Genomic DNA, 21931 nt, shown 5'->3' on the forward strand with positions numbered 1-21931 from the left:
ACGATTTTTAGTTAGGTGAGCCTATCCTAAATTGGCCGGATTCGGTGCCCGGTCCGGGCGCCCGGACCGGCCTCGCCGTAGCCCCTCCGAGCGGCCGCTGACCGGGGGTTGGCGACCCGTCAGGAGTCGGCCGGACCGGCTCCGCGCGGTGCCGGAGGGGTGGCGGAACCTCGCCGCCCGCCGGGTTCGCGGTCGTGACGGGGCAGAGTGGGCAATGTAAGGTCAACCTTGCCTAACCAGGGCCGGGCGGGGGACTCACCTTCCTCGACCGTGACCGGGCGGGCTGGTGGGACACGGTGCGGCCGGAATGAACGAGTTGAGACAAAGGACGCGTGGGACTGGTGGGCAGAGGCAGTGTGAGTCCTGGCAGGTCCGGCGGAGTCGGAGCCGGGCGGCGCCCGCCCGGTCTCCAGGAGTGCCTGTCCGACCTGAGGCGCTTCCGGGGTTCCACCGTCGTCGTGAAGTTCGGCGGCAACGCCATGGTGGACGAGGCCCGGAAGGCCGCCTTCGCCCGGGACGTCGTCCTCCTGCGCTACGCGGGCCTTCGCCCGGTGGTCGTGCACGGCGGCGGCCCGCAGATCGGCGCACAGCTCCAACGGCTCGGACTGACCTCCTCGTTCACGGCCGGCCTGCGGGTCACCACGCCGGAGGCCATGGAGGCCGTCCGGATGGTGCTGGCGGGTCAGGTCCAGCGGGAGCTGGTCGGCCTGATCAACTCCCACGGGCCGTTCGCGGTCGGGATGACCGGCGAGGACGCGCACACCATGACCGCGCGCAAGCGCTACGCGGTGGTGGACGGCGAACGGGTCGACATCGGCCTCGTCGGCGAGGTCTCCTCCGTCAGTCCGTCGCTGCTGTCGACCCTGCTGGCGGACGGGCGCATCCCGGTGGTCTCCTCGGTCGCCCGGGGCGAGGACGGGAACGTCTACAACGTCAACGCCGACACGGCCGCCGCCGCGGTGGCGGGCGCGCTGCGTGCGGACGTGCTGCTGATGCTGACCGACGTCCCCGGCCTCTACCGTTCGTGGCCCTCCGACACCGAGGTGGTGTCGCGGCTCACCGCGCCCGAGCTGGCCGAGCTGCTGCCGGGCCTGACCGGGGGGATGGTGCCCAAGATGGAAGCCTGTCTCGACGCGCTGCGGGCGGGGGTGGGCGTCGTGCGGGTCCTGGACGGGCGGGTGCCCTACGCCCTGCTGCGGTCCTTCGGTGACTCCTCCCCCGGGACGGAGATCGTGGCCCGGCCGGAGGCCCCGGCCGACACTCCGCATGCCGCGGTGCAGACGGCTCCCGCGCTGCGGTGAGCCCGTGAACGGGGCTCGAATGTCCTGATTCAGACGCTCTGTCCGGAAAATCCGGTCATGAGCACACCCGACTCGGAGAAACCGCTGATCGGAGCCCGGATGCGGGTCCGGTCGGTGAACTTGACTCCATGGCTCCGATAAGGGAACTTAGGCAAGCCTTGCCTTAGGTCTTCGGTGGTCACGCCGGGGTTCGACAGGTCCGGGAGCTCCGCTCCAGGCCCCTGAACGAGTAGTAGACGGAAGGATTGAGTCATGTCGCGCGAGAACGGCGCAAACTACGGAGGTGGCAGCGTCGACGACCTGGTCGGCATAGGCTTCGGCCCGGCCAACCTGGCCCTGGCGATCGCGATCGACGACCACAACCGTCGCAACCCCGGGCAGTCGCTCGCCGTCCGCTTCCTGGAGAAGCAGGAACGTTTCGGATGGCACCGGGGCATGCTGCTGGACGGCGCCACCATGCAGGTCTCCTTCCTCAAGGACCTGGTGACCCTGCGTGACCCGCGAAGCCGCTTCACCTTCCTGTCCTACCTCCAGGAGCGGGGCCGGCTGGTCGACTTCATCAACCTGAAGTCCTTCTACCCGACCCGCCTGGAGTTCCACGACTACTTCGAGTGGTGCGCCGCGGAGTTCACCGACCAGGCCGCCTACGGCCGCAAGGTCACCGCCGTGCGGCCGGTGGAGTCGGACGGCCGGATCGACAGCGTCGAGGTCGTCTCCGAGGCGGTCACCGGTGGCGACCAGGAGGTCCGCCGGGCCCGGAACATCACGGTCGGCACGGGTCTGACCCCGCGTGTCCCCGACGGCGTCACGCTCGGCGAGCGCGTCTGGCACGCCCGGGACCTGCTGCTGCAGGCACCCACGCTGGTCGGCCAGGAACTGCGCCACCGACGGATCGCCGTGGTCGGCGCCGGCCAGTCGGCCGCCGAGGCGGTCGAGTACCTCCACCGCACGTTCCCCGACGCCGAGATCTGCGCGGTCCTCTCCCGCTACGGCTACAGCCCGGCCGACGACAGCCCCTTCGCCAACCGGATCTTCGACCCGGCCGCGGTCGACGAGTTCTACGGGGCCTCCGAGGAGGCCAAGCAGACCCTGCTCCGCTACCACGCGAACACCAACTACTCCGTGGTCGACGGCGATCTGATCGAGCAGCTCTACCGGATCGTCTACCAGGAGAAGGTCGCCGGCCGCGAGCGGCTGCGCGTCCTCAACGCCAACCGCCTGACCGGTGTCGCCCAGCACACGGACGGCGTGCGCGCCGAGGTCCGCTCGCTGACCACCGGCGAGGAGCAGACCCTCGACTGCGACGCGGTCGTCCTCGCCACCGGCTACACCCACGTGGACCCCCGTGAGCTGCTCGGCGACCTCGCCCCCACGCTCCTCACCGACGAGCAGGGCCGCCTGCGCGTCGACCGCGACCACCGGGTGCTGACCGAGGACCACGTCGACGTGGGGATCTACCTCCAGGGCGGCACCGAGCACACCCACGGGATCACCTCCGCCCTGCTCTCGACCCTGGCCATCCGCTCCGGGGAGATCTGCGACTCGCTCCTGCTGCGCCAGACCGGCGCCCAGCTGCGGGCCCAGAACAGCCGCCTCGGCGTAGCCGGCTGACCACGGATCCCGGGCCACCGGCCCGGATCCACCCGGCCGGACCCACCGAACCGCACGCCCTCGCTACCGAACGGACCTTCAGCATGAGCGCCAGCACCGCACCGGGCCCGACGGGCTTCGACCCGGACACCGTCCGGGCGGACATCGCCGACATCCTCGGCGAGCGCCCGGAGGACATCGGTGACGACGACGACCTGCGCGACCTCGGCCTCGACTCGATGCGGGTGATGCACCTCGTCGAGGTCTGGCGCGCCCGTGGCGCCCGGGCCGAGTTCGCCGACCTGGCGGACCTCGGCGCGGAGCCCACCGTGGCCTCCTGGTCGGCCTACCTGAGCCGCGCCTGAGCCGTACCCGAGCCGCGCCCGGGGCACCACCCCGGGCCGTGCCCGCGCAACACCAGAGCCGTACCCAGCAGGACCGGAACCGCCGAAACCGCCCGTGCCCCCAGGCACCGGGCCCCCTGGACTCCGGCGGGCTCGCCCGACACACCGAACCCGCCGCGCACCTCGTAACACTTCAAGGAGAACCATGAACACCCGTGCCCTGACGTCCCGCAGCGTCAGAATCGCCGCCGTCGCCGCCACCGCCGCGCTCACCCTCGCGGCCTGCGGTTCCAACGGCGACAGCAAGGACGCCGCGGGCACGCCCTCGGCCGGCAGCGCCGCGTCCGGCCCCGTGGTGGTCGAGGCCACCAACGGCAAGATCACCGTCCCGGCCGGCGTCAAGCGCATCGTCAGCGTCTCCTACGCCACGGGCGCCCTGCTCGACCTCGGCGTCCAGCCGGTCGGCACCAGCACCATCGACGACAACAACCCGATGGAGCTGCTGCCCTCGCAGACCGAGGCCGCGAAGAAGATCGAGCCGATCGGCTCCGGCATCGAGATCAACATCGAGAAGGTCGCCTCCCTCAAGCCCGACCTGATCGTGGTCGAGGGCGCCAGCGCCTTCGACTGGGGCATCAAGAAGCTCGAAGGCATCGCCCCCACCCTGTACTTCGGCGTCGACACCCCGGTCGACCTGCTCAACGCGCAGGAGAAGATCGCCACCGCCGTCGGCAAGGAGGCGGAGTTCAAGAAGCTGAAGTCCGACTACGACGCCAAGGCCGCGAAGATCAAGACGGACTACGCGACCAAGCTCAACTCCGTGAAGTGGACCATCGCCTCCTCCTACGGCGGCGGCGAGTTCCTGGTCGACACCAGCACCTCCTGGGTCGGCCGCGTCCTCAACGACGCGGGTGCCAAGTTCTCCCAGGCGTCCTCGGACACCAAGGAGCACGAGACCACCTACTCCGTCGAGAAGCTCGACGTCCTCGCCGACGCCGACCTCATCCTCGTCCCCAAGATGGCCGCCACCGGCGAGGTCCCGCAGGACACCAAGGACCTCGACAAGCAGCCGTCCTGGAAGAACCTCAAGGCCGTCCAGGCCGGCAAGGTCATCCCGGTCACCTACGCCACCACCGACCGGTACGGCACCTCGATCAACGTCCTCGACCAGATCGAGACCATCCTCAAGGGCCTCTAGCCCACCACGTCCGGGTGGCCGCCGCCCCGCGCGGCCACCCGGACGGACACCACCACATCGCACCAAGCGCACGAGCGCCCCGGGCTGGCAGGATCGGCGGGGCGGCGAACCGGGAAGGGCCGACCCCCATGCCAGAGGCTGGCACGACGACCACGCACGCCGACCAGGAAGCTCCGCGGGAGCTGACAGCCGCCCAGGCGGGCATCCTCGCGGCCCAACGGATCGACCCGGACAACCCGGCGTACAACGTCGGCCAGTACGTGCGCATCGCCGGAGAGCTCGACGAGCAGCTGCTGGAAGCCGCCCTGCGCCGCACCCTCACCGAGGCCGACGGCCTGCACATCCGCCTCGCCGAGCAGGACGGCCGCACCGTCCGGCTCCCCGGCGCGTTCGACGCCGGGTCGTGGGCCCTGCACCGCCTCGACACCAGCGGCGCCACCGACCCGGTCGCCGCCGCCGCAGCCCTCGTCCACGACCAACTGGCCGTTCCCACCGTGCTGGAGGGGCCCGACGCGGGCCCGCTCACCGGTGCGCTGCTGGTACGCGTCGGCCCGGCCGACCACCTCTGGTTCCAGTGGTTCCACCACCTGGTCGTCGACGGCTACAGCGTCGCCCTGTTCAGCCGCCGCGTCGCCGAGGTCTACACGGCGCTCGCCACCGGCGCCGACGTCCCCGAGAGCCCGTTCCGGCCCGCCGACCTGCTGGCCGACGCCGAGCGCGACTACCTCGCCTCCGACCGGCCCGAGGCCGACCGCGCCTACTGGCGCGAGCGCTTCGCCGACCGCCCGGCCGTCGTCGGCCTCACCGAACCCACCGCCGCGGCCGCCCCCACCGCCCTGCGCCACCGCGTCGAGCTGCCCGCCGAGCAGTCCGCGACCGTGCTCGCCGCGGCCCGTGCGTCCCGCACCACCTGGGCCGAGGCCGCCAACGCCGCCTTCGCCGCCTACCTGCACCGGATGACCGGCGCGGCCGACGCCGTCCTCGGCATGCACTTCATGGCCCGCACCGCCCCCGGCACGCTGCGGGTGCCCGGCATGGCCGTCAACATCCTCCCCGTGCGGCTGCCCGTCGCGGGCACGGACACCTTCGCCGCGCTGCTGCGCCGCTCCGCCGAGGAGCTCAAGGCCGTGCGCCGCCACCAGCTCCACCGCGGTGAGGACATCCGCCGCGACCTCGGCCTGGTCGGTACCGACGGGCGCCTGCACGGGCCGATGCTCAACATCAAGCCCTTCGACCTCGACCTCGACTTCGCGGGCAGCCCCGGTACCACCGTCAACCTGGCCTCCGGGCCGGTCGAGGACTTCGCGCTCTCCGTCCACAAGACCCCGGACGACCGCCTGGTCCTGGAGTTCGACGCCAACCCGGTGCTCTACGGCGAGGGCGAACTCGCCCGCCACGCCGACCGGTTCGCCGCCCTGCTGACCCGCCTCGCCACCTCGCCCGAGCAGCCGCTGGCCGAGCTGCCGCTGCTCGCCGACGCCGAGCGCGAGGCCGTCCTGCACGGCTGGAACGCCACCGCCCGCGAGGTCCGCGAGGGCACCCTGGTCAGCCGGATCGCCGAGCGCGCCGCCGCCACCCCCGACGCCACCGCCGTGGTCGCCGAGGGCCGCACCCTGACCTACGCCGAGCTCGACGCCCGCGCCACCGCCCTCGCCCGCGCGCTGCGCGCCGCCGGGGCCGGCCCGGACCGGGTGGTCGGCGTCGCCGTGCCCCGCTCCGCCGAGCTGATGGTCGCCCTGCTCGGCGTCCTCAAGGCCGGCGCCGCCTACCTGCCGCTGGACGCCGACTACCCGGCCGACCGGCTGGCCCACATGGTCGAGGACGCCGCGCCGGTGCGCGTCGTCACCGTCCGCGCGCTGCTGGAGCGGCTCCCCGAGGCCGCCCGCGCCGCCGCCCTGCTGGTCGACGAGCTCGCCGACGCCGACGCCGATGCTGACGCCGCCGGGCACCCCGCGCTCCCCGAGCCCGGCCCCGACCACGCCGCGTACCTGATCTACACCTCCGGCTCCACCGGCCGACCCAAGGGCGTCGTGGTCACCCACCGCGCCATCGTCAACCGGCTCGCCTGGATGCAGCACGCCTACCGCCTCGGCGCCGACGACCGCGTCCTGCAGAAGACCCCGGCCAGCTTCGACGTGTCCGTCTGGGAGTTCTTCTGGGCGCTGTGCGAGGGCGCCACCGTCGTCCTCGCCCGCCCCGAGGGCCACAAGGACCCCGCCTACCTCGCCGCGCTGATCGCCGAGGAGCGCGTCACCACCCTGCACTTCGTCCCCTCCATGCTGCGTGCCTTCCTGGAGGAGACCTCGGTCGCCGAGCGCTGCGCCGGACTGCGCCGCGCCTTCTGCTCCGGAGAGGCCCTGCCCGGCGACGTCGTCGACCGCTGGTACGCGACCCTCCCCGCGGTGCCGCTGCACAACCTCTACGGCCCCACCGAGGCCGCCGTCGACGTCACCCACCACCACACCGCGCCCGCCGCGGGCGTCGTCCCGATCGGCCGCCCGGTCTGGAACACCCGCCTCTACGTGCTGGACGCCGAGCTGCGACCCGCGCCGGTGGGCGTGCCCGGCGAGCTGTACCTGGCCGGCGTCCAGCTGGCCCGCGGCTACCTCGGCCGCCCCGGCCTCACCGCCGGCCGCTTCGTCGCCGACCCGCACGGCGGCCCGGGCGAGCGCATGTACCGCACCGGCGACCTCGTGCGCTGGGCGCCCGACGGCACCGTCGAGTACCTCGGCCGCACCGACGACCAGGTCAAGGTCCGCGGCTTCCGGATCGAGCTCGGCGAGATCGAGGCCGCCCTGGAGGCGCTCCCCGGCGTCGTCCAGGCCGCGGTGACCGCCCGTGAGCTGACCCCGGGCGGCGCCCGCCGGCTCGTCGGCTACCTGGTGCCCGCGCCCGCCGACGCCGAGGCGCTGCGCTCCGAACTCGCCCGCACCCTGCCCGAGCACATGGTCCCGGCCGTCCTGGTCGGCCTCGACACCCTGCCGCTGAGCCTCAACGGCAAGCTCGACCGCAAGGCCCTGCCCGCGCCCGCCACCGGCGGCGGCGAGGGCGGTGGCGCCCCGCGCACCGACGCCGAGCGCGTCCTCGCCTCGCTCGTCGCCGAGGTCCTCGGACTGACCGGCGACCAGGTCGGCGTCGACGACAACTTCTTCTCCCTCGGCGGCGACAGCATCTCCGCCATCCAGCTGGGCAGCCGCGCCCGCCGCGCCGGCTTCCGGATCACCCCGCGCGTGGTGTTCGAGCGGCGCACCGTCGCCCGCATCGCCGCCGTCGCCGAGGCCACCGGCACCGCCACCGGCCCGTCCGCCGCCGCCGTCGTCGCCGCGACCGGCCCGCTGCCGACCACCCCGATCAGCGAGTGGCTGCGCGAGCGCGGCGGCCCGATCGCCCGCTTCGGCCAGCACACCGTCGTCACCGTCCCGGCCGGCCTCGACCGGCAGCGGCTGGCCGCCGCCCTGGACACCCTGACCGACCACCACGACGCCCTGCGCCTGCGCCTGCACGTCGCCACGGACGGCGGCTGGACCCAGGAGGTCCGGCCCGCCGGCAGCGCGCCCGCCGCCGACCGGCTCCGGCACGTCGAGGTGACCGCCGGGGAGCTGACCGCCGCCGCCGCGGCCGAGCGGGAGGCCGCCGCCGACCGCCTCGACCCCGAGCAGGGCGTCGTCCTCCAGGCCGTCCACCTCGACGCCGGGGCCGACACCCCGGGCCTGCTCGTCCTCGCCGTCCACCACCTCGCCGTCGACGGCGTCTCCTGGCGCATCCTGCTGCCCGACCTGCGCGCCGCCTACGAGGGCCGGACCCCGGAGCCCGTCACCACCCCGCTGCGCGCCTGGACCACCGGCCTCGCCGAGGCCGCCGCCGGCGACCGGGTCCGCGCCGCACTGCCCCTGTGGCAGGCCGTCCTGGCCGACGGCAGCGGACCGCTGCTGGGCGACCGCCCGCTCGACCCGGCCCGCGACACCGCCGCCACCACCGGGCGACTGCGGCTGACCCTGCCCGCCGAGCGCACCGCGCCGCTGCTCGGCGCCGTCCCCGCCACCCACCGGGCCGGCGTCGACCACGTCCTCCTCACCGGCCTGACCCTCGCGCTGCTCGCCCGCCGCCGCGCCCGCCTCGGCGCCGACGCCCGCCCCGACCTGCTGCTGCGCCTGGAGGGCCACGGCCGCGAGGACCACCTCGTCCCCGGCGCCGACACCACCCGCACGGTCGGCTGGCTCACCAGCGAGTTCCCCGTCCGGTTCGACCTCTCCGGCGTCGACCCCGAGGCCGCGCTCGCGGGCGGGCCCGCCGCCGGCCGCGCCCTCGCGCTCGTCAAGGAGCAGCTCCGCGCCCTGCCCGACGCGGGCGCCGGCTACGGCCTGCTGCGCCGGCTCGACCCGCCGTCCGCCGCCGCCCTCGCCGACGTCGCCGAGCCCCAGCTGCTCTTCAACTACCTCGGCCGCTTCGCCGCCACCGGTGAGGAGTGGACGGTCGCCCCGCAGACCGGGGACGCCGTCACCGCCTCCGCCGACCCCGGCCTGCCCTGCGCCCACGCGCTGGAGATCGGCGCCTTCGTCCACGACGGGCCCGACGGCCCCGAGCTGACCGTCCAGCTCACCTGGCCGCACGGCGTGTTCGGCGAGGACGCCGTCCGCGAGACGGCCGAGAGCTGGTTCGCCCACCTCGACGCGCTCACCCGCTACGCCGCCCGCCCCGACGCCGGCGGCCTCACCCCCTCCGACGTGCCGCTCGCCCCGGTCACCCAGGCCGTCCTGGACCGCCTGGCCGCGGAGCACCCCGGCACCGAGGACGTCCTGCCGCTCTCCCCGCTCCAGGAGGGCCTGCTCTTCCACACCCTCCTCCAGGACGGGCAGGGCGCCGACGACCTCTACACCTCGCTCACCTCGCTCGACCTGCGCGGCCCGCTGGACCGCGCCGCTCTGGTCCGGGCCGTCGACGAGGTCGTCAACCGGCACACCGCCCTGCGCGCCGGCTTCCTCGGCGAGGGCCTTCCGGAGCCGCTCCAGCTGGTCGCCGGCCGGGTCCGGGTGCCCTGGACCGAGCACGACCTGACCGCGCTGCCCGCCGACCGGCAGGACGCCGAGACCGCCCGCATCGAGGACGCCGAGGCCTCCCGCCGCTTCGACCTGGCCCGGCCGCCGCTGGTGCGCTGCGCCCTCGTCGCCCTCGGCACCGACCACCACCGGCTGGTCCTGACCCGCCACCACATCGTCATGGACGGCTGGTCCACGCCCGTCCTGCTGCGCGAGCTCGTCACCGCGTACGGCGCCGGCGGCGACACCGCCGCGCTGCCCGCCGCCGCCCCGTTCGCCGACCACCTCGGCTGGCTGGCCGCCCGCGACACCGGCGCCGACACCGCCGCCTGGCGGCAGGCCCTGGCGGGCCTCGCCGCGCCGACCCTGCTGGCCGACAGCCTCGGCACCCCCGCCGCCGGCCCGGCCGCCGCCGACGGCTCCGCCGCGGGCCGGGAGATCGACCTGCCGATCCCCGCCGAGCTGTCCGCCGCCCTCACCACGACCGCCCGCGAGCACGGACTGACCCTCAACACCCTGGTCCAGGGCGCCTGGGCGGTCCTCCTCGGCCGCCTCACCGGCCGCACCGACGTGGTGTTCGGTGCCACCGTCTCCGGCCGCCCCGGCGACCTGCCCGGCGTCGAGTCGATGGTCGGCCTGTTCAGCAACACCGTTCCGGTGCGCTTCCGGCCGGACGAGGACGAGACGGTCGGGGAGATGCTGCTCCGCCTCCAGGCGCAGCAGTCCGGCCTGCTCGACCACCAGTACCTCGGCCTCGCCGACATCCAGGCGCTGGCCGGCCACGGCACCCTCTTCGACACCCTGCTGGTCTTCGAGAACTACCCGGTCGACCCCGACCACCTCACCGCCCGCGGCCTGCGGGTCGCCGGTATCGGCAACCGGGGCGCCACCCACTACCCGCTCACCGTGCTCACCCTCCCCGGCGAGGCCCCGCAGCTGACCGTCGAGTACCGCCCCGACGTGTTCACCGCCGAGCAGGCCGCCGCCGTCGGCGAGCGCCTGCTGCGGGTGCTCGCCACCATCGCCACCGCGCCCGACACCTCCGTCGGCGCGCTGGAGATCCTCTCGCCGGCCGAACGCCGCACCGTGCTGGAGGAGTGGAACGCCACCGCGCGTGCCGTCCCCGCCGGCACCGTGGTCGACGCCTTCGCGGCCCGCGCCGCCGCCGTGCCCGAGGAGACCGCCGTCGTCTTCGGCGACCAGCGGCTCGACTACGCCGAACTCGCCGCCCGCGTCGACCGCACGGCCCGCCACCTCGCCGCGCTCGGCGCCGGCCCCGGCCGGGTCGTGGCGCTGGCGCTGCCCCGCTCGGCCGACCTGGTCGCCGCCCTGCTCGGCGTCCTCGCCTCCGGCGCCGCCTACCTGCCGATCGATCTCGACCACCCGGACGAGCGGATCGCGCTGATGCTGGAGGACGCCGACCCGCTGCTCACCCTGAGCACGCCCGAGGTCGCCGGCCGCCACCCGGTGCTGGCCGCCCACGGCAAGGGCGTCGTCACCCTCGCCGAACTCGGCACGCTGAGCGCCGAACCGACCCGCCCGCACGCCGACGACCTGGCGTACGTCATCCACACCTCCGGCTCCACCGGCCGCCCCAAGGGCGTCCAGGTCCCGCACCGCGGCCTCGCCAACATGCTGGAGCACCACGGGAACACCGTCTTCGCCCGGGCCGTCGACCGGGCCGGCGGGCGCCGCCTGCGCGCCGCGCACACCGCGTCGTTCTCCTTCGACTCCTCCTGGGAGCAGCTGCTCTGGCTCGTCCAGGGGCACGAGCTGCACGTCTACGGCGAGGACCTGCGCCGCGACCCGCAGGCCCTGGTCCAGCGCCTGCTCGCCGACCGCATCGACACCCTCGACGTCACCCCGTCGTTCGGTCAGCAGCTCGTCGAGTGGGGCCTGCTGGACTCCGAGCGGCACCGCCCGCTGCTCTTCCTGGTCGGCGGGGAGGCCGTCGGCGACGCCCTGTGGACCCGCATCCGCGCGACCGAGGGCGTGCTCGGCCACAACTTCTACGGCCCCACCGAGTACACCGTCGACACGCTCGGTGCCGCACTCGACGACAGCCCCACCCCGTTCGTCGGCCGCCCGATCGGCAACACCCGGGTGTACGTGCTGGACGCCCGGCTCCGGCCCGTCCCGGCCGGTGTCGCCGGCGAGCTGTACATCGCCGGCCCCGGCCTGGCCCGCGGCTACGGCAACCGGCCCGCGCTCACCGCGAGCCGCTTCGTCGCCGACCCGTACGGGGCCCCCGGCGACCGGATGTACCGCACCGGGGACGTCGTGCGCCACCGCCCCGACGGCAGCCTGGACTTCCTGGGCCGCGACGACGACCAGGTGAAGATCCGCGGCTTCCGCGTCGAGCCCGGCGAGGTCGAGGCGGCCCTCGCCGCCCAGCCCGGCATCGCCCGGGCCGCCGTCCTGGCCCGCGCCGGCGGAGGCGGCGTCAAGCGGCTCGTCGGCTACGTCGTCGCGGCCCCCGGGGCCGCCGCCGACCCCGCCGCGCTGCGCACCGCGCTCGCCGAGGCGCTGCCCGAGTACATGGTCCCGGCCGCGATCGTCCCGCTGCCCGCGCTGCCGCTGAACGTCAACGGCAAGCTCGACCGGCAGGCCCTCCCCGAGCCCGGCGCCGACGCCTTCGCCGCCCCGGCCGGGCGGGCCCCGCGCACCGAGCGGGAGGCCGTGATCTGCGGCGTCTACGCCGAGGTGCTCGGCCTGCCCGCGGTCGGCATCGACGACGACTTCTTCGCCCTCGGCGGCCACTCGCTGCTCGCCACCCGGGTGATCGGCCGGCTGCGGGCCGCGCTCGGCACCGAGGTCGCCGTCCGCGACCTGTTCGAGACCCGCACCCCCGTCGGCCTCGCCGCGCGGCTCGACGGCGCGGCGACCGGCCGCACCGCCCCCGCGGCCCGCCCGCGTCCCGAGCGGATCCCGCTGTCCGCCGCCCAGGCCCGGCTCTGGTTCCTCTACCGCCTCCAGGGCCCGAGCACCGCGTACACCATCCCGTGCGCGCTGCGGATCGACGGCCCGCTCGACGCGGACGCGCTGCGCGCCGCGTTCGGCGACGTGCTGGCCCGCCACGAGGCGCTGCGCACGGTCTTCCCCGACCACGACGGCCGCCCGTTCCAGCGGATCCTCGACCCCGGCACCGCCGGCGTCCCGTTCACCGTGGCGGAGGCCTCCGGGCACCGCCTGGACACCGAGGTCGCCGCGGCCGGCGCGTACGCCTTCGACCTGGCCACCGAGATCCCCGTCCGGGCGACCCTGGTGACCGCCGGCCCCGAGCGGCACGTGCTCAGCATCGCGCTGCACCACATCGCCGGTGACGAGTGGTCCGAGGGCGTGCTGCTGCGCGACCTCGACCTCGCCTACGCCGCCCGCCGGTCCGGCGCCGCCCCGGCGTTCGCGCCGCTGCCGCTCCAGTACGCCGACCACGCGCTCTGGCAGGCCGAGCTGCTCGCCGGGGCCGAGGGTCCGGGAGCCGACCAGACCCGCTACTGGAGCGAGCGCCTGGCGGCGCTGCCGGCCGAGCTGACGCTGCCGACCGACCGGGCCCGCCCGGCCGAGGCCGGCGGACGCGGCGGCGCCGTGCGGCTGCGCCTGCCCGACGAGCTGCACGCCGCCCTGCGCGGCTACGCGCAGCGCACCGGGGCGACCCCGTTCATGGTCACCCAGGCCGCCGCGGCCCTGCTGCTCGGCAAGCTCGCCGGCACCGCCGACGTCGCGCTCGGCACCCCGGTGGCGGGCCGCACGGACGAGGTGCTGGAGTCCGTGGTCGGCTTCTTCGTCAACACCCTGGTGCTGCGCCACGATCTCTCCGGCGACCCGAGCTTCGACGAGCTGGTCGCCCGCTCCCGGGAGACCGTGCTCGGCGCGCTCGCCCACCAGGACCTGCCGTTCGACCGCCTGGTGGAGATCGTCAACCCCGAGCGCTCGCTCGCCCGCCACCCGCTGTTCCAGGTGATGGTCCAGCACCGCCGGGAGGCCGACGGCCTGGACCGCCTGCTCGGCGCCACCACCGCCCTGCTGCCCGACCCCGTCCACGCGGCCCGTTTCGACCTCGCCTTCACCTTCGTGGAGGCCGCCGACGGCAGCCGCACCGACCTGACCGTCATCCACGCCGACGACCTCTTCGACCGCGCCACCGCGCGGCTGTTCGGGGCCCGGCTGATGCGGGTCATGGAGCAGGCCCTCGCCGCCCCCGAGCGGCCGGTCGGCCGGATCGAGCCGACCGCCGCCCAGGAGCTCCGCGGCCTCGCGGGGGAGTGGAACGCCACCGCCATCCCGGTGCGCGAGGGGACCCTGGTGGACCGGATCGCCGAGCGCACCGCCGCCACCCCGGACGCCGTCGCGGTCGTCTTCGAGGGCGCCGTGCTGACCTACCGGCAGCTGGACGAGCGGGCCGGCCTGCTCGCCGGGGCGCTGACCGCCGCCGGCGCCGGCCCCGACCGGATCGTCGCCGTCGCCGTGCCCCGCTCCGCCGAGCTCATGGTCGCCCTGCTCGCCGTCCTCAAGGCCGGCGCCGCCTACCTGCCGCTGGACACCGAGTACCCGGTCGACCGGCTCACCGCCATGGTCGAGGACGCCGCCCCGGTGTGCGTGCTCACCGTCGCCGGCCTGGAGAGCGGCCTGCCCGCGGTGCCGGGCGTGCCGGTGCTCACCGTCGACGCCCGGGCGCAGCGGGCCGTGACGCCCACCGCCCCGGACGCCGACCACGCCGCGTACGTCATCTTCACCTCCGGCTCCACCGGCCGGCCGAAGGGCGTCGTCGTCACCCACCGGGCGATCGTCAACCGGCTCGACTGGATGCGCGAGGTCTACGGCATCAGCGCGGCCGACCGCGTCCTCCAGAAGACCCCGGCCAGCTTCGACGTGTCGGTCTGGGAGTTCTTCCTGCCCCTGGTCAGCGGCGCCCGCGTGGTGCTGGCCCGCCCCGGCGGCCACCGCGAGCCGGAGTACCTGGCCGCCCTGACCGCCCGCGAGTCGGTCACCGCCTGCCACTTCGTGCCGTCGATGCTCTCCGCCTTCACCGGCGCCGCCGAGCAGGACGCCGCCGTCCGCGAGGGCTTCGCGGGGGTGACGCGGGTCTTCTGCTCCGGCGAGGCCCTGCCCGCCGCCGCGGTGGACCGCTTCCTCGCCCTGTGGCCGCAGATCGAGCTGCACAACCTGTACGGGCCCACCGAGGCCGCCGTCGACGTCACCTACCACCGGGCGTGGGCCGGCTCGGGCGTCGTCCCGATCGGCCGCCCGGTCTGGAACACCCGCCTGCACGTCCTCGACGCCCGGCTGCGGCCGGTCCCGGTGGGCGTGCCCGGCGAGCTGTACCTGGCCGGCGTCCAGCTGGCCCGCGGCTACCTCGGCCGCCCCGGCCTGACCGCCGGCCGCTTCGTCGCCGACCCGCACGGTGCGCCCGGCACCCGGATGTACCGCACCGGCGACCTGGTGCGCCGCCGCATCGACGGCGAGGTCGAGTACCTCGGCCGCACCGACGACCAGGTCAAGGTCCGCGGCTTCCGGATCGAACTCGGCGAGATCGAGTCCGCGCTCGCCGCCGTGCCCGGTGTCGGCCAGGCCGCCGTCACCGCCCGCGCCCTCACCGAGGGCGGCGCCCGTCAGCTGCTCGGCTACGTCGTCCCGCAGGCCGGGGCGAGCGTGGGCGGGGACGCCGTCCGGGCGGCCGTCGCCGCCGTGCTGCCCGAGCACATGGTGCCGGTGGTGGTCACCGTGCTGGACGCGCTGCCGCTGAGCGTCAACGGCAAGCTCGACCGCAAGGCCCTGCCGGCCCCCGGCCGGCGGACCGAGCAGGCCGCCCCGGCGGCGTCCGGGCCGTCCGCGGCCGCCGCCCTGGCCCGGGTCTTCGCCGAGGTGCTCGGCCTGGCCGAGGTCGGCGAGGACGAGAACTTCTTCGCCCTCGGCGGGGACAGCATCGTCTCGATCCAGCTGATCAGCCGTGCCCGCAAGGCCGGCTACGACCTCGCGGCCAAGGACGTCTTCCAGTACCCGACCCCGGCCGCGCTGGCCGAGGCCAAGGGCCTGGCCGTCGCCCGCCCCGCCGGCCGGGCCCCGGCCGCCCCGGCCGCCGTCCCCGTCGACGGCGAACTGCCCGCCCTGCCGGTCGTGCACTGGCTGCGCGAGCGGGGCGGCCCCGTCGACCGCTTCAACCAGTCGGTGCTGGTCAGCGTCCCGGCGGGCCTGCGGGAGGAGCCGCTGCGCGCCGCCCTGGCCGCGCTGGCCGCCAACCACCCGGCGCTGCGGCTGCGCCTCGACCGGACCGACGGCCTGTGGACCCAGGAGATCCTGCCCGCCGGCCAGGCCCCCGCCACCACCGAGCCGGACACCCTGCGCCGGATCGACGCCCGCGACGGCGACCTCGCCGCGCTGCTGACCCGGGAGGCCGACGCGAGCGCCGCCGCGCTCGACCCCGCCGCCGGCCGGGTGCTGCGCGCCGCCTGGTTCGACGCCGGCGACCACCGGGACGGCCGCCTGCTGCTGACCGTCCACCACCTCGCGGTGGACGGCGTCTCCTGGCGGACCCTGCTGCCCAACCTGGCCACCGCCTACCAGGCCCTCGCCGGGGGCGGTCGCCCCGCCCTCGAACCCGAGGCGTACGGGCTGCGCGCCTGGGCCGAGCACCTGCTGACGCACGCCCAGGAGCGCGTCCGGGTCGCCGAGGCCGCCCACTGGCGCACCTCGCTGGCCGGGCCCGCCGGACCGCTGGCCCACCTCGCCGCCGACCCCGGGCGCGACACCGTCGCCACGGTGCGCACCCTGCACCGCACGCTGCCCGCCGACCGCACCGCCCCGCTGCTCACCGAGGTGCCCAAGGCGTTCGGCGCCGGCGTGGACGACGTCCTGCTCGCCGGTCTGGTGCTCGGCGCGGCCACCGCCCGCCCGGGCACCGCACCGGCCCTCCAGGTCGACCTGGAGGGGCACGGCCGCGGCGGCCACGACGGGCTGACCCCCGACCTCGCGGGCACCGTCGGCTGGTTCACCACCGTCCACCCCGTCCGGCTGGACCTCGACGGGATCGACCCCGCCGCCGCGCTCACCGGAGGCCCGGCCGCCGGCCAGGTGCTCAAGCAGGTCAAGGAGCAGCTGCGGGCCGCGCCCGACAAGGGCCTCGGCTTCGGCCTGCTGCGCCACCTCAACCCGCAGACCGCGGCGCTGCTGGGCACCGCCGGCGTCCCCCGCTCGCAGGTGCTGTTCAACTACCGGGGGCGCGCCGACGCCGCCAGCGGACCGCTGGGCGGCTGGCCGCTCGCCCCGCAGCCCGAGCGGGACGCCGTCGCCGCCGGGGCGGGCCCCGACCCGCTGATGGCCGCCGGCTACCCGGTGGAGATCGACGCGGTCGTCCGCGCCGGCGCCGACGGCCGGCCCGAGCTGGCCGTCGAGTGGAGCTGGCCGCAGGCCCTGCTGACGGAGGCCGAGGTCGAGGCGCTCGCCGACGCCTGGTTCGCCGCCCTCGACGCGCTCGCCCGGCACACCGCGGGCGGCGAGGCAGGCGGGGTCACCCCGTCCGACCTCAGCCTGGTCTCGCTGAAGCAGGCGCAGATCGACCGACTGGAGTCCCGACTGCGCGGGCGGCGCCGCCGATGAGCGCCGCCCCGCCCCCGGAGCCCGGGCCCCCGCGGCCCGGGCTCCGGCCGGATCCGCCCCGGACACCCCTCCCCGACCCGACCGACCACCACCTCCCCACCACCAGGACCGAGAAGACCGTGATGAACGACTCCACCGCACCGATCGACGACCCCCAGGCCGAGGGCGCGGCCGAATCGGACCTGGAGGACGTCTACCCGCTGTCCTCGCTCCAGGAGGGCCTGCTCTTCCACTCCCTGTACGACGACCAGGCCCGTGACGTCTACGTCGTCCAGTCCCACCTGGACCTCGCGGGCCCGCTCGCCACGCCCCGCCTGGCCGCCGCCCTGGACGCCCTGCTCACCCGCCACGCCAACCTGCGGGCCGGCTTCTGGTACGAGGACCCGGAGGCCGTGGTCCAGTTCGTCCAGCGCACCGTGGACACCCCGCTGCGCGAGGTCGACCTGACCGCGCTCGACGGCGGGGCCCAGGAGACGGCCGTCCTCGCGGCCATGGACGAGGACTGGCACCGCCGCTTCGACCTGGACACGCCGCCGCTGCTGCGCCTCGCCCTGCTGCGCCTGGGCGACGGCCGCTCCCGGCTCGTGCTGACCTGCCACCACCTGCTGCTCGACGGCTGGTCCATGCCGATCGTCTTCCGCGAGCTGCTCGCCCTGTACGGCTCCGCCGGTGACCTCTCGGTGCTGCCGGCCGTCCGCCCCTACAAGGACCACCTGGCGCTGCTGGCCACCCGGGACACCGCCGCCGCCGAGGCCGCCTGGAGCACGGCGCTGGCCGGTTTCGAGCAGGCCCACCCGGTGGCGCCCGGCGCCGTCGCGGCCACCGCCGTGGAGCCGGGCCTGGTCACCCGCTACGCCGACGCCGAGCTGTCGGGGCGGATCGCCGCCGCGGCCCGCGGGCGCGGCCTGACCCTCGGCAACGTCGCCCACACCCTGTGGGGCGTCCTGGTCGGCTCCCTCACCGGGACCACCGACGTCGTGTTCGGCACCACCGTCTCCGGCCGCCCCGACGACCTGCCGGGCGCCGAGTCGATGGTCGGCCTGTTCATCAACACCGTGCCGGTGCGCGTCCGGCTCGACCCCGGCGCGACCCTGGCCGGCGCCGCCGCCGGGGTGCAGCGGGAGCAGGCCGAGCTGCTGGCCCACCAGCACCTGGGCCTGGGCGCGATCCAGCGCCGCAGCGCGGTCGAGGGCGACCTCTTCGACACCCTGCTCGTGGTGGAGAACTACCAGGGCGGCGGTGACGCGCTGCGCGAGAACCTGGGCGGTACGGACGGTCTCGCCATCACCGCCCTCGGGGCCCGCGACGCCACGCACTACCCGCTCGGCGTCACCGTGCTGCCCGGCGCCGAGCTGCGCGTCGAGCTGGAGTACCGGCCCGACCTGTTCGAGCAGGCCCGGGCCGAGCGGCTCACCGACCGCTTCCTCGCGCTGCTGACCGCCTTCGCCGACGACCCCGACCTCCCGCTCGCCCGGCTCGACCTGCTGGACGACGCCGAGCACGCCGCCCTGGACGCCACCGTGGCCGGCCGTCCGGCCGACGCGGACGCCGCCCCGGTCACCGAGCTGCTCACCGCCCTCGCCGGGCGCACCCCCGACACCGTGGCCCTGGTGGGCCCGGCCCTGTCGGGCGGCACCGCCACCCTGACCTTCGCCGAACTGTCCGAGCGGGCCGACCGGCTGGCCCGGCTGCTGATCGGCCGCGGCCTCGGCGCCGAGCGGGTCGCCGCGCTCGCCCTGCCGCGCTCCGCCGACTCCGTCGTCGCCATCCTGGCCGTGCTCCGGGCCGGCGGCGCCTACCTGCCGCTCGACCTGGACCACCCGGACGAGCGCCTCGCCGTGCTCCTCGACGACGTGCGTCCGGCCGTGGTCCTGACCACCCGCGAGGTGGCCGGCCGGCTGCCCGTGGCACCCGGTACCGTCACCCTGCTGCTGGACGACCCGGCCGTCGCCGACGCCCTGGCCGCGCTGCCCGGCGGCCCGCTCGGCGACGCCGAGCGCGGCGGGCCCGTCGACCCCGCCCAGGCCGCGTACGTCATCCACACCTCCGGCTCCACCGGCCGCCCCAAGGGCGTCGTCGTCCCGCACGCCGCGCTCGCCAACCTCGCCCACGACCACCTGACCGGCGCCTTCGCCGAGGCCGCCGACGGCCGGCGGCTGCGCGCCCTGAGCGTCGCCTCCTTCTCCTTCGACTCCTCCTGGGACCAGCTGCTCTGGCTGCTCGGCGGCCACGAGCTGCACGTCCTCGGCGACGCCGAGCGCCGCGACGCGGAGACCGTGGTCGGCTACGCCCGCGAGCAGCGGATCGACGTCCTCGACCTGACGCCCACCCACGCCCAGCAGCTGCTGGACTGCGGCCTGCTCGACGGCGGCCACCGCCCCTCCGTGCTCCTGCTCGGCGGCGAGGCCCTGCCGCAGCCGCTGTGGAGCCGGCTGCGCGCCACCCCCGGCCTGCGCGCCCTCAACTACTACGGCCCCACCGAGTTCACCGTCGACGCGCTCCTCGCCGACCTCGCCGACAGCGACACCCCGAGCGTCGGGCGCCCGCTGGCCGGCGGTCGCGCCTACGTGCTGGACGCGCTGCTGCGGCACGTCCCGGCCGGTTCCCCCGGCGAGCTGTACCTGGCCGGCGTCCAGCTGGCCCGCGGCTACCTGGACCGCCCCGGCCTGACCGCCGAGCGCTTCGTCGCCGACCCGTACGGTGCGCCCGGCACCCGGATGTACCGCACCGGCGACCTGGTGCGCCGCCGCCCCGACGGCACCCTCGACTACCTGGGCCGGGTGGACGACCAGATCAAGATCCGCGGCTACCGGATCGAGCTCGGCGAGATCGAGGCCGTGCTCGCCGAGCAGCCCGGCGTCGCCCACAGCGCGGTGCTGGTGCGCTCCGGCGCCGTCGACCGCGTGGTCGCCTACGTGGTGCCCGCCGCGGGCGCGAGCCTGGACACCACCGCCCTGCACGAGGCCGTCTCGGCCCGCCTGCCCGAGTACATGGTCCCCTCGGCGTTCGCCGTCCTGGACGCGCTGCCGCTGACCGTCAACGGCAAGCTCGACCGCAAGGCCCTGCCCGACGACGCCCTCGACTACACCGGCGGGTCCGCCGGCCGGGCCGCCGAGACCGAGACCGAGCAACTCCTCTGCGAGCTGTACGCCGAGGTCCTGGGCCTGCCCGCGACCGGCGCCGAGGACGACTTCTTCCGCCTCGGCGGCGACTCCATCTCCTCGATCCGCCTGATCGGCGCCGCCCGCGCCGAGGGCCTCTCGCTCAGCCCCCGCGACGTCTTCGAGGGCCGCACCCCCGCCGCGCTGGCCGCCCTGGCCGACGCGCGCGGCGCCGCCGCCGAGGCCCCCGCGCTGCCCGAGCTGCCGGCCTCCACCGAGGCCGAGCTCGCCGCCGTCCGCGCCGTCGCGCCCAAGCTGGAGATCGAGGAGATCTGGCCGGTCTCCCCGCTCCAGGAGGGCCTGCTCTTCGAGGCCGGCTACGACGACCAGGCCCTGGACGTCTACACCTCCCGCGACCTCGTCACGCTGACCCGCCGGGTGCCGCTGGAGGTGCTGCGGTCCGCGGTCGCCGCCGTGCTGGAGCGCCACCCCAACCTGCGGGCTGGCTTCCTGCAGGACGCGCCCGGACGCCCGGTGCAGTTCGTGCCGCGCGTCGTCGACGTGCCGCTCACCGAGACCGACCTCTCCGCCCTGACCCCGGCCGAGTTCGAGGCCGAGCTCGGCCGGCTGACCGAGCGCGAGGCCGCCACCCGGTTCGACCTGGCGGCCCCGCCGCTGCTGCGCCTGGTGTCGGTGCTCGCCCCGGGCGGCGGCCAGCGCATCCTGATCACCAACCACGCCCTGCTCTGGGACGGCTGGTCGGCCGGCCTGTTCCTCCAGGAACTGCTGATCGGCTGCGCGGGCGAGAGCGCCCCCGAGCTCGGCCTGCCCTACCGGGACTTCCTGCGCTGGCTGGCCGCCCAGGACGCCGAGCAGGGCCGGACGGCCTGGCGCGAGGCCCTGGCGGACCTCGCCGAGCCCACGCTGCTGGCGCCGCAGGCCCGCGAGCGGGCCGCGCTGCTCCCGCAGGAGGTCACCGCGGGGATATCCGTCGAGCTGACCGCCCGGATCGCGGCCTTCGCCCGCGAGCGCGGCCTGACCCTCAACACCGTGCTCTCCGGCGCCTGGGGCCTGCTGCTGTCCGGCCTGACCGCCCGCGAGGACGTGGTGTTCGGCGCGACCGTCTCCGGCCGCCCGGCCGAACTGGCCGGCATCGACGCCACCATCGGCATGTTCCTCAACACGGTGCCGGTCCGGGCCCGGCTGGACGGCGCCGAGAGCGTCGCCGGCTTCCTCGCCCGCCTCCAGGCGGAGCAGACCACCCTGCTTGCGCACCACCAGATCGGGCTCGGCGAGATCCAGCGCGGCACCGGCTTCGGCCGGCTCTTCGACACCCTCCAGGTGCTCCGCAACACGCCCGCCGACCAGGGCGTCCGGGACCGCATCCGGGAGAGCCTCGGCGTGCAGGACGTCGTCGACGTCGACGCCACGCACTTCCCGCTGATCTTCATCACCAACCCGGGAGAGGCCCTCTCCTTCGAGTGGAAGTTTCGCCCGGACGTCTTCGAGCGCGCCACCGTCGAGGCGCACGCCGAACGCCTGGTCGCCCTGCTCCACCAGATCGTCGACCACCCGGACCGCCCGGTCCGCGCGCTGGACGTGCTGACGTCGGGTGAGCGGGGGCTGTTGGGGGAGTGGGCGGCGACGGGTCGTGAGTTGCCGTCGGCTTCGGTGGCGGATCTGCTGGCGGAGCGTGCGGTGTCGGTGCCGGACGAGGTGGCGCTGGTGTTCGGTGCGTCCTCGTGGACGTACGCGGAGCTGGATGCGC

The 21931-nt window shown here is 75.7% G+C and carries 6 protein-coding genes; all 6 read left to right on the plus strand.

The window, feature by feature from the left end; genetic code table 11:
* Window positions 1-356 precede the first annotated feature (356 nt).
* The gene (gene argB, locus PUR56_RS12515; RefSeq protein ID WP_443034486.1) at window positions 357-1301 is read left to right on the plus strand and encodes an acetylglutamate kinase; all 945 of its coding nucleotides are present in this window, start codon (window positions 357-359) and stop codon (window positions 1299-1301) included.
* 252 nt (window positions 1302-1553) lie between these two features.
* On the plus strand, window positions 1554-2912 hold the full coding sequence (locus PUR56_RS12520) for a lysine N(6)-hydroxylase/L-ornithine N(5)-oxygenase family protein (protein WP_329948945.1): 1359 nt from the start codon (window positions 1554-1556) through the stop codon (window positions 2910-2912).
* An 83-nt stretch (window positions 2913-2995) separates the two neighbouring features.
* A complete protein-coding gene (locus tag PUR56_RS12525) occupies window positions 2996-3256 on the plus strand; it encodes a phosphopantetheine-binding protein (protein WP_329880803.1) in 261 nt (86 codons plus the stop codon).
* Between the two features lie 184 nt (window positions 3257-3440).
* Window positions 3441-4433, plus strand: coding sequence for an ABC transporter substrate-binding protein (locus tag PUR56_RS12530; RefSeq protein ID WP_329948946.1), 993 nt, complete (start codon window positions 3441-3443; stop codon window positions 4431-4433).
* Window positions 4434-4561: 128 nt separating this feature from the next.
* Entirely contained in the window at window positions 4562-17062 is a 12501-nt protein-coding gene (locus PUR56_RS12535; RefSeq protein ID WP_329948947.1) for a non-ribosomal peptide synthetase, read from the plus strand.
* Window positions 17063-17184: 122 nt separating this feature from the next.
* A partial coding sequence (locus PUR56_RS12540) for a non-ribosomal peptide synthetase (RefSeq protein ID WP_329948948.1) occupies window positions 17185-21931 on the plus strand: 4747 nt, incomplete at its 3' end.

It is taken from the genome of Streptomyces sp. BE303, from assembly GCF_036290945.1.
Taxonomy (GTDB): domain Bacteria; phylum Actinomycetota; class Actinomycetes; order Streptomycetales; family Streptomycetaceae; genus Kitasatospora.

Coding starts and splice junctions, on each gene's coding strand:
- PUR56_RS12520 (WP_329948945.1), top strand. CDS start 1,554: ATGTCGCGCGAGAACGGCGCAAACTACGGAGGTGGCAGCGTCGACGAC.
- PUR56_RS12525 (WP_329880803.1), top strand. CDS start 2,996: ATGAGCGCCAGCACCGCACCGGGCCCGACGGGCTTCGACCCGGACACC.
- PUR56_RS12530 (WP_329948946.1), top strand. CDS start 3,441: ATGAACACCCGTGCCCTGACGTCCCGCAGCGTCAGAATCGCCGCCGTC.
- PUR56_RS12535 (WP_329948947.1), top strand. CDS start 4,562: ATGCCAGAGGCTGGCACGACGACCACGCACGCCGACCAGGAAGCTCCG.